14 protein-coding genes and 1 riboswitch are annotated in these 12,719 nt (G+C 36.6%); of the genes, 9 read left to right on the top strand and 5 right to left on the bottom strand.

Going from position 1 to position 12,719, the window contains the following annotated elements; translation table 11 throughout:
- Nucleotide 1 precedes the first annotated feature (1 nt).
- From SOP96_RS09410 to SOP96_RS09385, 6 genes are read left to right on the top strand one after another with little or no spacing between them, the layout of a single operon-like run.
- A complete protein-coding gene (locus tag SOP96_RS09410; RefSeq protein WP_326320728.1) occupies nucleotides 2–865 on the top strand; it encodes a nucleotidyltransferase in 864 nt (287 codons plus the stop codon).
- On the top strand, nucleotides 865–1,350 hold the full coding sequence (locus SOP96_RS09405) for a hypothetical protein (protein ID WP_326320727.1): 486 nt from the start codon (nucleotides 865–867) through the stop codon (nucleotides 1,348–1,350). The genes SOP96_RS09410 and SOP96_RS09405 overlap by 1 nt, the downstream gene beginning before the upstream one ends.
- Before the next feature lie 17 nt (nucleotides 1,351–1,367).
- Entirely contained in the window at nucleotides 1,368–2,177 is an 810-nt protein-coding gene (locus SOP96_RS09400) for a hypothetical protein (RefSeq protein WP_326320726.1), read from the top strand.
- A 2-nt stretch (nucleotides 2,178–2,179) separates the two neighbouring features.
- Nucleotides 2,180–4,195, top strand: a complete 2,016-nt coding sequence (locus SOP96_RS09395) for a hypothetical protein (protein WP_326320725.1) — start codon at nucleotides 2,180–2,182, stop codon at nucleotides 4,193–4,195.
- A gap of 1 nt (nucleotide 4,196) precedes the next feature.
- A complete protein-coding gene (locus SOP96_RS09390) occupies nucleotides 4,197–4,694 on the top strand; it encodes a hypothetical protein (protein ID WP_326320724.1) in 498 nt (165 codons plus the stop codon).
- Nucleotides 4,691–5,047: a hypothetical protein gene (locus tag SOP96_RS09385; RefSeq protein WP_326320723.1), complete on the top strand. Its 357-nt coding sequence runs from the start codon at nucleotides 4,691–4,693 to the stop codon at nucleotides 5,045–5,047. Before SOP96_RS09390 ends, SOP96_RS09385 begins: the two co-directional genes overlap by 4 nt.
- A 62-nt stretch (nucleotides 5,048–5,109) precedes the next feature.
- Here SOP96_RS09385 and SOP96_RS09380 read toward each other — a convergent pair whose 3' ends face one another.
- Nucleotides 5,110–6,426, bottom strand: a complete 1,317-nt coding sequence (locus SOP96_RS09380) for a cytochrome P450 (RefSeq protein WP_326320722.1) — start codon at nucleotides 6,424–6,426, stop codon at nucleotides 5,110–5,112.
- Between the two features lie 151 nt (nucleotides 6,427–6,577).
- Between SOP96_RS09380 and SOP96_RS09375 the strand changes: the two genes are divergently transcribed.
- Nucleotides 6,578–7,168 (top strand): HD domain-containing protein, encoded by a 591-nt coding sequence (locus SOP96_RS09375; protein ID WP_326320721.1) that lies wholly within the window; start codon nucleotides 6,578–6,580, stop codon nucleotides 7,166–7,168.
- Between the two features lie 89 nt (nucleotides 7,169–7,257).
- Here SOP96_RS09375 and SOP96_RS09370 read toward each other — a convergent pair whose 3' ends face one another.
- From SOP96_RS09370 to SOP96_RS09355, 4 genes are all read right to left on the bottom strand, one after another.
- Nucleotides 7,258–7,641 carry an acyl-CoA thioesterase gene (locus SOP96_RS09370; RefSeq protein WP_029295099.1) on the bottom strand — a complete coding sequence of 128 codons (384 nt, stop codon included), beginning with the start codon at nucleotides 7,639–7,641 and terminating at the stop codon, nucleotides 7,258–7,260.
- Between the two features lie 106 nt (nucleotides 7,642–7,747).
- Nucleotides 7,748–7,923, bottom strand: a riboswitch (cobalamin riboswitch).
- 41 nt (nucleotides 7,924–7,964) lie between these two features.
- Complete coding sequence (locus SOP96_RS09365; protein ID WP_326320720.1) at nucleotides 7,965–8,762, bottom strand: hypothetical protein; 798 nt, start codon at nucleotides 8,760–8,762, stop codon at nucleotides 7,965–7,967.
- 97 nt (nucleotides 8,763–8,859) lie between these two features.
- On the bottom strand, nucleotides 8,860–9,201 hold the full coding sequence (locus SOP96_RS09360) for a YcxB family protein (RefSeq protein WP_326320719.1): 342 nt from the start codon (nucleotides 9,199–9,201) through the stop codon (nucleotides 8,860–8,862).
- Between the two features lie 156 nt (nucleotides 9,202–9,357).
- Entirely contained in the window at nucleotides 9,358–11,505 is a 2,148-nt protein-coding gene (locus SOP96_RS09355; RefSeq protein WP_326320718.1) for an endonuclease MutS2, read from the bottom strand.
- Between the two features lie 110 nt (nucleotides 11,506–11,615).
- Here SOP96_RS09355 and SOP96_RS09350 point away from each other — a divergent pair, with 110 nt between their 5' ends.
- Both SOP96_RS09350 and SOP96_RS09345 read left to right on the top strand, forming a co-directional pair.
- Complete coding sequence (locus SOP96_RS09350) at nucleotides 11,616–12,119, top strand: GNAT family N-acetyltransferase (RefSeq protein ID WP_326320717.1); 504 nt, start codon at nucleotides 11,616–11,618, stop codon at nucleotides 12,117–12,119.
- Between the two features lie 67 nt (nucleotides 12,120–12,186).
- Complete coding sequence (locus tag SOP96_RS09345) at nucleotides 12,187–12,711, top strand: hypothetical protein (protein ID WP_326320716.1); 525 nt, start codon at nucleotides 12,187–12,189, stop codon at nucleotides 12,709–12,711.
- Nucleotides 12,712–12,719: the final 8 nt, after the last annotated feature.

The following is a 12,719-nucleotide window of genomic DNA, read 5'->3' as shown; positions in this document are numbered from 1 at the left end:
AATGAACAAAACATTTGAAGAAATATTCGCTGAAATGCTTGCAGAAAAAGCCAGCAAGGCAGAATTATCAGAATTAAACAGTACGTCAAAAGTAAGCATCTGGAGATTGCTGCTTCAAGTGGTTTCATTTGTTATCTATAATTTCCAGTTAGCGGCAAACCTGCATTTACAAGAAATAAGAGACTTGATTGCTTCACAAAAAGTTTTCAATTTAAGACGTTACAGAAACGAAGCTTTGCGCTTTCAATATGGTTTTGATCTGCAACCGGAAACCGATAAGTTTAAATCGACTTATGAAGATAACGGCGTTGACGTGATTGCGACTGATGAGCAGATTGAAGCTTCAAAAATTGTAAAATATGCAGCCTGTAACCGGGTTATCGAAAATAGCCGATCAAAAATAGTGATGAAAATAGCTCCTGCCGATTTGGACGGAGTTTTCACCACAGATCAAATGGAAGCCTTTTCAAAATACATAGAGGAAATTGCACCTGCCGGAGATCATGTAACGATTATCAATTACCTTCCGGATATCCTCAATTTCTCCTTTAAAATAAAATATGATCCGATGGTTTTGAAAGCAGATGGCATGAATATTTTAACGGCAAAATATCCAGTACAGCAGGCAATAGAAAACTTTCTCAAAAACCTGCCGTTTAACGGTGAATTGAGTGTGCAAAAGCTGGAAACAGCAATACTTGATGTTGACGGGGTTATAGATTTGCAGACTTTGCAAATTCAATCAAAATGGATTGATCCGGCACAGAACGGTTACGGAATATACCAGCCCATTAATATGGCGGTGATTCCGGTTTCCGGACGTTTTAAAATAGAAGATTTTACAGGCTTACAATACATCGTATAATGGACAATGTTTTTAATATTAATTTTAAAAAGCTCGCCATTGAATGGATGCCGACTTTCTTCCGAAATTCTTTTTGGATCGCTTTCGTTTGCGTTTTGATTATACCGCTTGAAACGCTTTATATCGAATTTTTGAAATCCAGAAAGCAAAACTTAATCCGAATCAACACAACCTGCCAAAAGTTTTCGATGCAAAAAAGGCTTAATGATCTCTTTGATCCGTTAGAACGAAGAATTGAAATTGTAAAGGCGGTATTGTTTGAAGGAACATTTTTATACACCGAAGCTGAGGACGATCAATGGCGATCAAAAACGCAATGGCTTTACATTGACAGTTTTCCTATTTATCTCTATACAGAAGCCGAACTGATTTCGGAATTTGATTTCATCGTTAAGGTTCCGGCAGGATTGAATGAATTACAACTACGTGCAGAAATAGAATATTATATGCTGCAATCTAAAAACTACAGATTAGAAATTATATGAGACTGAATTTCAAATTTATGCAAACCGATGGGGTACCATTAACTGCCGATCTTATGGATCAGCTACAAAATGCGTACGCAATTTTTAACGTCATTGGAGATGTTGCCGGTCATTTGACAATTTTATCAGGGTGTGAAATCAACGGAACTCTTGTAAATCCGGGAATAGTTGTAATCAACGGCGATGTTCTTTTCTTTGAAGGCGGCACAATATATCAAACTGTTTTCATTCACCAGGAAGATATTTACAAAACTTTCAAAAATCAAGTCTCAAAGATTCTCATTGAAAAAAAGACCGTAAAGTTCGGAGATTCAACCACAGTCTATAACTGGGCAGATTTCGTCAGAATTGATACTTTAAAACAGATAAAAGAAGCATTGGCATTAAAGGCAAACCAGTCTGATCTTGATGCAGCTTTGGCAGATATTGCCATTTTAAAAATGAAAACAGCTCCTATTGTCAACGGCGGTGTAATTCTGCCATTCAGAAAACCTGCAAGCGAAATTCCTGCCGGATGGAAAGAATGCACCGATACTACAGGAAAAATGCTCATTCACTGTGATCCAAATGATGTGGATTTCTCAACCCTTGGCGCAACAGTGGGTAATAAAACCGTTACACTCGTGAAGAATAACCTTCCGAATCTAAACACCTCTTTCGGAGTGATCCAACCTTATGACGGTACTCCTTCAGGCGGTGGTTTTGATGGCGGCGGAAATCAGTGGAGAAATAAAACAATAACCATTAATCCGGGCGGAAATTCAGAGCCTGTAAATGTAGTAAACCCGGCTAAAATAGTAAACTTCATAGAACCAAACTTCCAATAGATATGGCAGATTTAACAACGATATTCAGCTGGTTTGAAACCGGAGACATCCCGACACAGGAACAATTTCGGGAAACATTTTCTTCATTCAGGCACAAAGATGCTTTATTGAACATCGCAGAAGTTTCCGGACTTGAAAATGCTTTAAATAATAAACTCGGGGCTTCACATAGTACCGATGTAAACGCTCATAACACAGTGCTTGCAAAATTGGATGCATCCAATTTAAACTATGATAATATACAGGCATGGCGCAATGCTTTGGATGTAGAAAGTATTCCCAATAATGTTGGTTTGGTGGATGATGGTCTTTCAACAGAAGTTTTTAATAAAGATCAAATCCGGGATATGGTGATGATGATTGCAGATTATGTACAAGGTGGAAAGATAAGAGCTGATAAAATCGAAGCATTGGGACTTACGGAACTCATTATAGCTACGCAAACGTCTTTAGCATCTTTCATGGCAAATAATGCGAATTATCAGTACGAAAAAAACGACATCATTGCCATTGCGGACATCTCTGGAAATTATTCTTTGTATATCTATAAAGGAGGTAGCAAAACCACTGCGGAAAATTATATCCCTACCGGATTAACAAACATTACTATTGCGATGGTTCAGGGGTTGCAGGCGGCTTTAGATGCAAAGATAGATAAACCGACAGCAGCCGGGAACTATGTGGCTCGGTTTGCTTCGGGTTCTGTAACATGGCGGGCAATTAATCCGGCATCAAATTACCTTACCTTTTGGAACGGAGCCGATTTTACAGGTTCAAGTTTATTTTTTGATGGCACAAGATACGGTATAGGTACAACAACACCATCGGAAATGCTGCACCTGACAGGTCGTGCAAGAGTGCAGGCTGTGGTATTAAATGATAATCCGGAAACATTACCCCAGCAGTTAACTTATAATGCGAAGAGGTTTTTTGGCAGCGACGATACTGGGATAAAAAGACCTTTGATGTTTTCTGACAATGCAGATTTTTTGGCTTTAGCAAACAGTTTGACTGAAGCTCAAAAAACGACGTGGAAAACAGTCATGAATGGTGGAGGTTCTACAGGAACAATGAGTGTTGCAATTATTACGCCGCCTGTTGTTGATAAGCAAGATAAAAATTATTGGTTGACACTAAAGGGAGCAAACCTGAGTTTATCTCCTGCTAATTTCTCTGTACAAATTGTAGATAGCACCGGAACAAACGTTGTGGCGACAATACCCAATTCACAAGTGCAATTATATACCAACGGAATTGATTTAACATTCTACTACAATTTTAAAGACTTACCCATAGGGCAATATAGGATAAGATTAAATAATGGAGTTGCTACAATGACTACAGGAGCAGCGGTAGTAATAAATGTAGTTTCTACTTTATCAACACAAGACCTATCATCTACAACTTGGAACATAAAAACATTCAACGATTTTGTTTCGCCGTTAAATACTGCCAGCGGCAGTTCTTTTGGATTAAGTGTAGATGCTAATGTAAAAGCATTAGCATCAGATAGTACCTTTATTGTATCTGCTCTGTCAAGCAGTGTTATACCTGCCAATACTAATTTTTATCTCGAATGTAGTATTACAATTGCAACAGCACAAGGTGGCTCTGATACAACAGGAGGGAATGTTTATTTTGGAATAACAGGAGTGGCTTCCAATAACATCCTATCGCTTTTACCATTTTTATTTTATAGAGGAAGAAATTACGGATCTTGGCAATCAAATAATGGCTATAGATATCCATTCACTGATTTTTATGTTAATTCTACATATGCAACTGTTTACAGTTCTAATGCTGGGTTTGGAATGCAAACACAACAGTTAACTAATAAGATTATCATTCAAAGGATTCAAAATGCTTATACCATTTTATTTATAAATACCACTGCTAATGTGGTTACAACATTGAATGCTACAGGTTCAACAGATGCTTTGAGATTAGTAGCTCAGCTTCAAAACCACGCTTACGACAGCAAAATTTCAGGAAACATAGAAACACTTTATTTATTTTAAAATGAAAACAGAAATCAAAATCAGCCCTGAGAATCAAGCGATTTTAGACCTGATAAAAAGTACTGGCAAAACTTGGTATGAAATATCATTACCCGATCATCCAATTTACCCGCAATTTGCAAGAAAACTGGTTGTTACAGGTTTTAATACTCCTGACATGGAAGGTGAGGAAGAGCGAATCTACGTTAATGTAAGACAATATTTAATACTTAAAGAAGGCAACAAAATTCATAAACGCCTGATAATGCCAAATTGGGAAATTCATCAGGGCAATGTCGAAGAGATTATGGGCGCAGATGGTCACCTTATTACGCAAACTGTGATTGAGAAAGATGATGAGGATAATGTGATAAGTGAAAAGATAGAGACTATTAAGACTTCTTCAATACAATATGTAAGATTTTTGATTAAGTCTAAATCGGTGCATTTAGTCGATATCTTTGGCAAATTCATGAGCCTTTACGCTCAATTGTTTGAAGAAAAAATCAATGACATATGAAGAGATATTTAATTGATGTATTGCTTTTTTTTATTGCGTACATCTTAGTACTACCGCTTACCTTTATCAATTACTTTGTGGTATTATCAACAGCAAAAGATCATGCGAAAGGCTATTTCCGGAGTTCAGCAGTAAATATTGATAAGTTTGGAAACCGGGAGTTTCGTACGCTATGGAACAAAACGCTGCGTAAAAACAATGGTTACAAATTTGGTAATCCTGAAGAAACTATATCATCAGCATTAGGTAAAAATGAACGTGACGGTACATTGAGCAGTATTGGTAAGGTTTTAACCTGGATTTTGAATTTAATTGATAAAAAACACGGACTGAAGTCTATTGTAGAATTTTAGTGAATTTTAAACCCCATTTAACTCTTGTTTAAATGGGGTTTAAAATTATATTTTTTTGACATTCAGTTTTGTTTTTTGGGACAGTTAGTTTTGGCGATTATATTTTGTAGTTCATTCTGGGAAGAAATGAAGCTATAGTTATTATAGAATTTACGAACAATAAGGGCCATTTCCATCATGGCAAAATGTTCGCCGATGCAAAGGCGGGGCCCGGCTCCGAAAGGGTAGTAGGCAAAATTCTTTGCATTTTCACTGTCAAAACGTTCCGGTATAAAAGCGTTGGGGTCTTTCCAGTATTTTGGATTTCTGTGAAGTCCTGCAATATAAAGGATAATTAAAGTACCTTTCTTCCAAGAATATTCTTTAAAGCTATCATCCTCCAAAGCCTGCCTGTCAATAGCCCAGGCCGGGGAATGCAGCCGCATTGCTTCTTTAATGACATTGATTGTGAAAGATTTTTTCATTAAGCTTTCGGGATTAAAAACATGTTCGCCTTCTGCTGCAATCTCTTCTTTTAATTTTTTTTCTGCATCCGTATTCTTACTGATTTCAAAAAAAATAAAGGTTAACGCATTGGCTGTCGTTTCATGACCGGCTATAAATAGGATAAGCATTTCGTCAACAAGCTGCTCATCAGACATCGGAAGCTGTGTGTCTTCATATTTGGCATGGATGAGCATATCCAGAAGGTCATTTTTTTCCTGCTCGGAGTTTCTTCTTTTTTCCAGAACAGTCTGAATTATATTTTTTGCCTGTTTGCTTTTTCTTATATTTTTATCTGATATACCAAGAATATTTAAAGCCTGGGTATAAAAAGGTATTCTTACTTCTTTCGCAAAAATCTCCTGAATTTCGGTAATTATCTTCCCAAGCTCCTTTACTTTTTCTTCATCAATATCTGAACTGAAGAGGGTTTTAGCCACTATATTGAAAGCCAGTGTATGGAAAAATTCATATAAATCAATTTCCGTTTCATCATTAAAAGACCGGAATGCTTTATCAATTTCATCTTCCATAATAGAAACCAGATTGGTGATTTTTACTTTGCTAAAACCGGGCTGGATCAATCTACGCTGCTTTAGCCAGTCTTTCCCGTTGTTGGTGAGTAAGCCGTTACCGAGATATTTCCCTAAAGTGACCGATTGTATTTCAGATTTGAAGTAGTTTTTGTGGTTTTGTTTTAAAATATATTCTATGAATTCTTTATCCCGGGAAAAAATAAAATGTTTATTTGTGAAGGCAGTTCTTAAATGATAGCTGTCTCCCATCATGGCATGATTTCCATTGATAACACCCAAAGGATCTTTTACTCCGTTAATGAGGGAGTAGAGCTTCCTTTTTCCTGTTATTTCCGGTGGATAATTGTATTGCAATGCCATAGAAAGATATTTATATAAAAATAATACTAATGTTCTAATTAAGAAAACTTTACTTTTAAAGTTTTAATTTTGCAGAACTGAAATGAGTCATTTTTAATATACATATTTGGGGCTAATTTCAATTCAATACAAATATAATATACGTAGAATAATGAAAATCCAGAAGGAGATCGATTTTATCCTGGCAGTAGATGCCCTTAAAAATGTCCAAAGAAGAAATTATAATGCCGACGATTCCAGAAGAGAGAATACAGCGGAACATTCCTGGCAGATTATCATTCTTGCACAGATTCTGTTTCCATATGCTAAAAACCGGGCAGATATTGATTTGTTAAGAGTAGTCAGAATGCTTTCCATTCACGATCTGGTAGAAATTGAAGCCGGCGATACCTTCCTGTTTGATGAAAAGGCGATGATCGGGAAATTTGAAAGGGAAAAAGTTTCTGCACAAAAGATATTCGGAATTTTGGATGAGCCTTTACGATCCGAATTTTTTAATCTTTGGCTGGAATTCGAGGGAGAACAGACCCCGGACGCTATTTTTGCCTGTGCGATCGACCGGATTATGCCTTTTATTCTGAATTCACATACTTCCGGAAAGAGCTGGACGGAAGCAGGCGTTACGGAAAAGCAGATCAGAAATATGCTGGAGAATGCGATCAGCCGGGCTTCTGATGAATTAGGGGAGGCTTTTCAATTACTATTAATTAAAAATCTGGAAACTGAAAAGGTGTTGAAATAAAAAAGGTTTCGGCGGGCAAAGCCCGCCGAAACCGCTTAAAGAACAGTGAAAATATTGAGTTCCGGCGACCGAAGGTCGCCGGAATCTCTTTATAAAATCTGAATCGGTTTTTTAAACTCATCAATCGCAACAAAAGTAAAATCTCCTACGATGGCTCTTTCCCTTTCGTAAGAATACATCTGCTCGGTGTAGATTTCCACATTCACTTTCATGCTTGTATTTCCAACATGTACAACCTTTCCAATCAATTCCACAATTGTCCCGGCAGGGATGGACCGTTTAAAATCAATCTTGTCGCTGCTTACCGTTACCACGCGCTTTCTGGCAAATCGTGTGGCAGCGATAAAGGCAACTTCATCCATCAGCTGCATGGCGGTTCCTCCGAAAAGAGTATCGTAATGATTAGTCGTATTCGGGAAAACGGCTTTGAAAATTCTGGTTTCCGAGGCTTCAATTCTTTCTTCTGTAGTCATATTTCATTATTAAATTAAAGCGAAATGAAAATTTAGGAACAACAGAAAAAGCAGAGCGTAAAATCTCCGGACACTGTAGATCAATAAACTTCAAATCGCGAAAGTTTTTATCATAAGAAAAAAGGCAGGTCTCCTGACTTGTAACATCTTTATTCCCTTCCCGCAGTTGCAGTGGATTATTAATAAAGACTTCAGTTACTTACAGTTGCGCGACAGTTCGTGATTTTCACACGATTCCCTTTTAATCTGCAGTTAAGCAAAACCAATTTTCTGAAAGCCAAAAAGCTGGACTTCCGGCAGCAAAAATAATGAATATTAGCGAATTATTCCGGGTTTTTATAGATGATCTGGCTTTGTACTTTCCCTTCTTTAATAGTCCAGATAGTGGTATACCTGTTTTCTCCGGAACCATTGGTCATGTACAGGAAAATGTGGTCATTATCGATGGCTGTTACACCTACGTTACTGAAATCCATCGTGGGCTGAAACATGTTTTTAATGGCATCTCTTACAAAAACGGAACCCCTTCCCGGCTGCTGTACGCGTACCGATTTTATTTCCGTCATTCCTTCCGGTATCTCTTTACCGACCCCCCAGGATTTTACTTTATCGATTTTTATGATATTTCCGTCAGCATCTTTTACCTGTTTTTTTAAATGCGCATAGGAAGGATATACATCTATTATAACTTTTGTTCTCTGGTTTCCCGGAATTTTAGGATTGGTATCATCGGTAAAAATAAGCGATCTTCCGTTTTTAGATTTTGAAGGAGTGAATGGCGGAAGTTTATCAATGAATACCACACGGTTTTTATTTACCATTCCTTCTTTGGTAATACTGTCGTAGCGCACAAAAGGTTTATCGGTATCATCTTTTTCAGGATATTTGATCCAGATCCATTCTGTTTCGCCAGGTGCGGGTTTTACGTAAATAAAAACGTCGCCGGTTTTCATCCTTATTTTATCAATAATTTTACGGTAGTCGTCCTTATGAACGCGTACCATGGCGTATCCTTCTTCAGCCTTTACCACGCCGAAAGGAACTTTATCCTGGCCTTTCACAAAAAACACAGAAAGAAAACTAAGAATGAATATATATAATGTTTTATGTACGGACATCATGAATTTTTTTGATTGTCAAATATATAAATTAAATATTTTCCGGTAAATAATAATGCTGTTTCAATTCTTTTAAATGTTTAATTTTTAGCAAACATGCTTAATGATTCCTTAGTTTTGCTTTTACATTATTCTTTCTGATAATATCTCTAAGTTCTGAAAGCTGTTCCTTTGTAAAATACTTTTTAGGAACCATATTCATGGTCTGTGCGTTATGGTAAATCAGGAACCATTCTTTATTTTCGTTAACCTTATAAACCGAATTCCATGTAAAATCTTCGCTGAAAGTTTCACCTTCCATGCAGATTTTCTCATCCGTAAAAATGTAGGAAATATTTTCCTGAATTTTTTTATTGGAATAAAAGATATTTTTTACACTAAAATAAGTGCGGATCATGATAAACAAAAAGAAAACGAGCAGCCAGACCGATGCTGATTCCATAAATTCCCGATTATCATTATCTGCATTATAATAATTTATTCCAAAAAAAATCAATGCAATTATTGGAAATACAATGATTCGTATTAATGAATTTTTTAAGTTAAAAATCAAAAAATCCTTAAAAGTAATCAGCGTTTTTACAGTCATCATTTAACATTAAATTCTTTCCAGCTCATCCGCATCAATCATTGTTTTGAACGTTCCGTAATTTACCACCACCTTTTTCTTGGAAATTTTTTCAATCGTTCCCACACTTGTGCTTCCGGCAATACGAACTCTTTGTCCTACTTTCATCCATAAGGAACGGTCTGTTTGCCGTTTTTCCTCCAGTTTATCATTGGTTTCGGCGATTTTTTCAATCACTTCTTCCTTCTTAAGCTGTTGCGTAATCTTTCGTTTCACGACCTGTAGCCGTTTACTTTCATCCTTATCAGCACCTAACTTACGGAATTTTTCCTGCTCCAGGAGTTTCACAAAATCTTTCACCACATCTTTTCTCGATTTTCCTTTCGTATAGCTGTCGATAAAGGTTTCAATCTTATTCCCGAACTGCAGCTTACGGTGTTCTTCTTCATACAGCTTCTGGAAATTATACAGTTTTTGCTGAAGCTGGTCATTCAGCTTTTGAAGGTTATCGCGTTTGTCTTCAACAGATTCCTTTCTTTCCGCAAGATCAGATTTTAGTTTTTCAACCTCATACTTTTCCTGCTGAAGTTTTACAATCGTTTTGTCAAGATTTACAATATCATGCTCCACCTTTTTCTTGGCAGAATGAATAATGAACCTCGGAATTTTATTTTTCTCGGCAACTTCAAAAGTAAACGAGCTTCCGGCCTGTCCCACTTCCAGTTTGTACATTGGCTCCAGCGTTTCTTCATTGAAGAGCATCGCTGCATTTTGGGCATTCGGAAGCTGTTCCACAACCAATTTGATGTTGGTATAATGTGTGGTGATAATCGCAAAACTTTTCTTATCATAGAAAAATTCAAGGAAACTCTCCGCTAAGGCACCGCCCAATTCAGGATCGGAGCCGGTACCAAACTCGTCAATCAGCAAAAGCGTATTGGCGTCCGCTTCACGAATAATCCCGGACATTTTCCTCAATCTCGAAGAATAAGTCGAAAGATGGTTTTCAATCGATTGATTATCACCAATATCCGTCATTATTTTTTCAAAGAAAAACATCTCGGATTTCGGATGAACGGGAACCAGAATTCCGCTCTGTATCATCAGCTGAAGCAGTCCTACAGTCTTCAGTGTGATGGATTTTCCTCCCGCATTTGGCCCGGAAATACAAATAATTCTGTTATGCTCTGTAAAAGTAAGGCTCTGTGGAAAAATCGTTTTGTTTTCGGCTTTATTTCTTAAAAACAACAAAGGGTGAAAAGCATCTCTTAATCTCAACGTTTTATGGCGGTTGATTTTAGGCAAAACACCGTTGATAAGTTCGGCAAATTTTGCTTTGGCTCTCGTTAAATCAAGGTCAAAGATGTATTTCTGATACCTCCAAAGTTGTGGCTGATATTCAGCTAATTCTGCAGTAAGCAGTCGTAAAATCTTATCAATTTCCTTTTTCTCTTCCTCTTCATTTTCTTTTAGCTTAAAATAATGCTTCACTACAGAATCCGGCTGGATATAAGTGATGGAACCGGTTTTTGATAATCCCAGCACTCTTCCCGGAACTCTTTTCTTGAATCCTGATTTTACGGCCAACACCCTCTGGTCGTCAATAATTGTTTCACGGATGTCGTCAAGAAATTCGCTCTGTCCGTAATTGAATAAAGCGCGGTTAAAGTTTTCCTGGATTGCTTTTTTAGCATGCTGAATTTCCGTTCTCAATCCTTTTAAAATAGGCGAGGCTTCACTTTTCACCTCTCCGAAACGGTTAAAAACTTTATCAACCTTATCAATAATTTCTTTTCTGAATTCCAAAACAGAAGCATCTTCCATTAAAGTAGGGAAGGTTTCCGGCATGGTTGGGAAAAACTTCTGCAGTTTCCCGATCTGTTCCGTGAGGGTTTTTATTTTGATGAAAGCGCTGTTTTCGAGTCGATAATTTTCAATCAGCATTAATTTAAGTTCGCTTTCGATATCTTCGTACTCGTCAAAAGGAATGGCATTGGAACTTTCAAAACTGGATAAATATTCTGAAGTTTTTTTCAGGGAAAGTTCGGCCTCGTCAATTTCCATCGGGCGAAGCTGGAGAATTTTTTCTCTTGTCTTGGGAGAGTATGCAAAAGGAGAGATCTCCGCGAGCAATTGCGGAAACTCTAATTCATTTAAATCTTCTTTATTTATAAACACAGTGCAAATTTAGTGAGAAAATGTGAATTTACTTTGAAAATGAGTTAATTTGAAGATGAGTTAATTTGAAGATTTGTAAATATCTAGTAATCGTTTATTATATTTGAATTATGAAACTGGAAACCGAAAGACTGCAATTAAAGCAAATCAACGAGAATCATGCTGAAGATATTCTGAAAATCCGAAGCAATGAAATAATCAACCGTTTTGTGAAAAGGAATTCTCCCAAAAACAATTACGATGCGCTGCAGTTTATTCTGATGATTAAAGAAAGAACTCAAAATAATCAGACATTTTATTGGGGAATTTCTTTAAAAGATCAGCCGAACCTTATTGGTACGATCTGTCTCTGGAATTTTTCTGAAGACCGGACAATAGCGGAAATCGGGTATGAACTCTTACCCGATTATCACAGGAAAGGGATTATGTCGGAAGCTTTGTCTGCGGTAGTACATGTTGCTTTTACCGATTTGCATTTGCAGGAAATTGTTGCGATGACACACAATCTCAACAAAAGTTCAAAAGTATTACTATTAAAGCATGGTTTTATGCTGGAAGATGGAAGAAAGGATGAAGGTTTTCCGGAAAATCTGGTTTTTAGTTTGAGGAGGTAATTAAACTTCTGAATTAATTTGATGTTGACAATTATTAATTTATATTTGAGTTATTATCAGATTAATCATGAAAAAATTCTTAATAGGTATTGTTATTGTAGCGATTGTGCTTTGGGGAGTTCTCCAGATTTTCAATTATTACAATGCAAATAATATTATGAGCAATCAGACGGTTTTTAAAATTTATATGAATGTTCCTGAAACGGATATGGATGAATATTTCGGACTTGAAAAAGGAACTTATGATCCGGAAAATCATTTGATCGTCTGTAAATATCCTGTTCAGGCAGCGCCTTTTAAGCAGCATGAACAGGTAGTGGATTTTGAAATTGATCAGATCGACTGTAACGAAAAATATATAAAAGGAGAGTATATAAAATATGATGAAACAGAACTTAATGACAATGGAAATGCCACGCTTTTAATCATCAATAAAAATATATCAATACCTTTAGAGATGATAGATAATAAAGTGGGAGGAGAAAACAGCAGTATCGTTGCTTCAAGGGAAGTATATCTTGATTATCAGATGGGTATTATTAATCATATCGTCTTATCGAAAGACAAAACGTACGATTATTGTAATCAATAAAATAAAAA

The organism is Chryseobacterium salviniae, assembly GCF_035819015.1.
Lineage (GTDB): Bacteria > Bacteroidota > Bacteroidia > Flavobacteriales > Weeksellaceae > Chryseobacterium > Chryseobacterium salviniae.
This window is presented reverse-complemented; position numbering and strand designations above follow the sequence as displayed.

Coding starts and splice junctions, on each gene's coding strand:
- SOP96_RS09380 (WP_326320722.1), bottom strand. CDS start 6,426: ATGGCATTGCAATACAATTATCCACCGGAAATAACAGGAAAAAGGAAG.
- SOP96_RS09345 (WP_326320716.1), top strand. CDS start 12,187: ATGAAAAAATTCTTAATAGGTATTGTTATTGTAGCGATTGTGCTTTGG.
- SOP96_RS09365 (WP_326320720.1), bottom strand. CDS start 8,762: ATGATGTCCGTACATAAAACATTATATATATTCATTCTTAGTTTTCTT.
- SOP96_RS09400 (WP_326320726.1), top strand. CDS start 1,368: ATGCAAACCGATGGGGTACCATTAACTGCCGATCTTATGGATCAGCTA.
- SOP96_RS09410 (WP_326320728.1), top strand. CDS start 2: ATGAACAAAACATTTGAAGAAATATTCGCTGAAATGCTTGCAGAAAAA.
- SOP96_RS09395 (WP_326320725.1), top strand. CDS start 2,180: ATGGCAGATTTAACAACGATATTCAGCTGGTTTGAAACCGGAGACATC.
- SOP96_RS09375 (WP_326320721.1), top strand. CDS start 6,578: ATGAAAATCCAGAAGGAGATCGATTTTATCCTGGCAGTAGATGCCCTT.
- SOP96_RS09370 (WP_029295099.1), bottom strand. CDS start 7,641: ATGACTACAGAAGAAAGAATTGAAGCCTCGGAAACCAGAATTTTCAAA.
- SOP96_RS09390 (WP_326320724.1), top strand. CDS start 4,197: ATGAAAACAGAAATCAAAATCAGCCCTGAGAATCAAGCGATTTTAGAC.
- SOP96_RS09385 (WP_326320723.1), top strand. CDS start 4,691: ATGAAGAGATATTTAATTGATGTATTGCTTTTTTTTATTGCGTACATC.
- SOP96_RS09350 (WP_326320717.1), top strand. CDS start 11,616: ATGAAACTGGAAACCGAAAGACTGCAATTAAAGCAAATCAACGAGAAT.
- SOP96_RS09360 (WP_326320719.1), bottom strand. CDS start 9,201: ATGGAATCAGCATCGGTCTGGCTGCTCGTTTTCTTTTTGTTTATCATG.
- SOP96_RS09405 (WP_326320727.1), top strand. CDS start 865: ATGGACAATGTTTTTAATATTAATTTTAAAAAGCTCGCCATTGAATGG.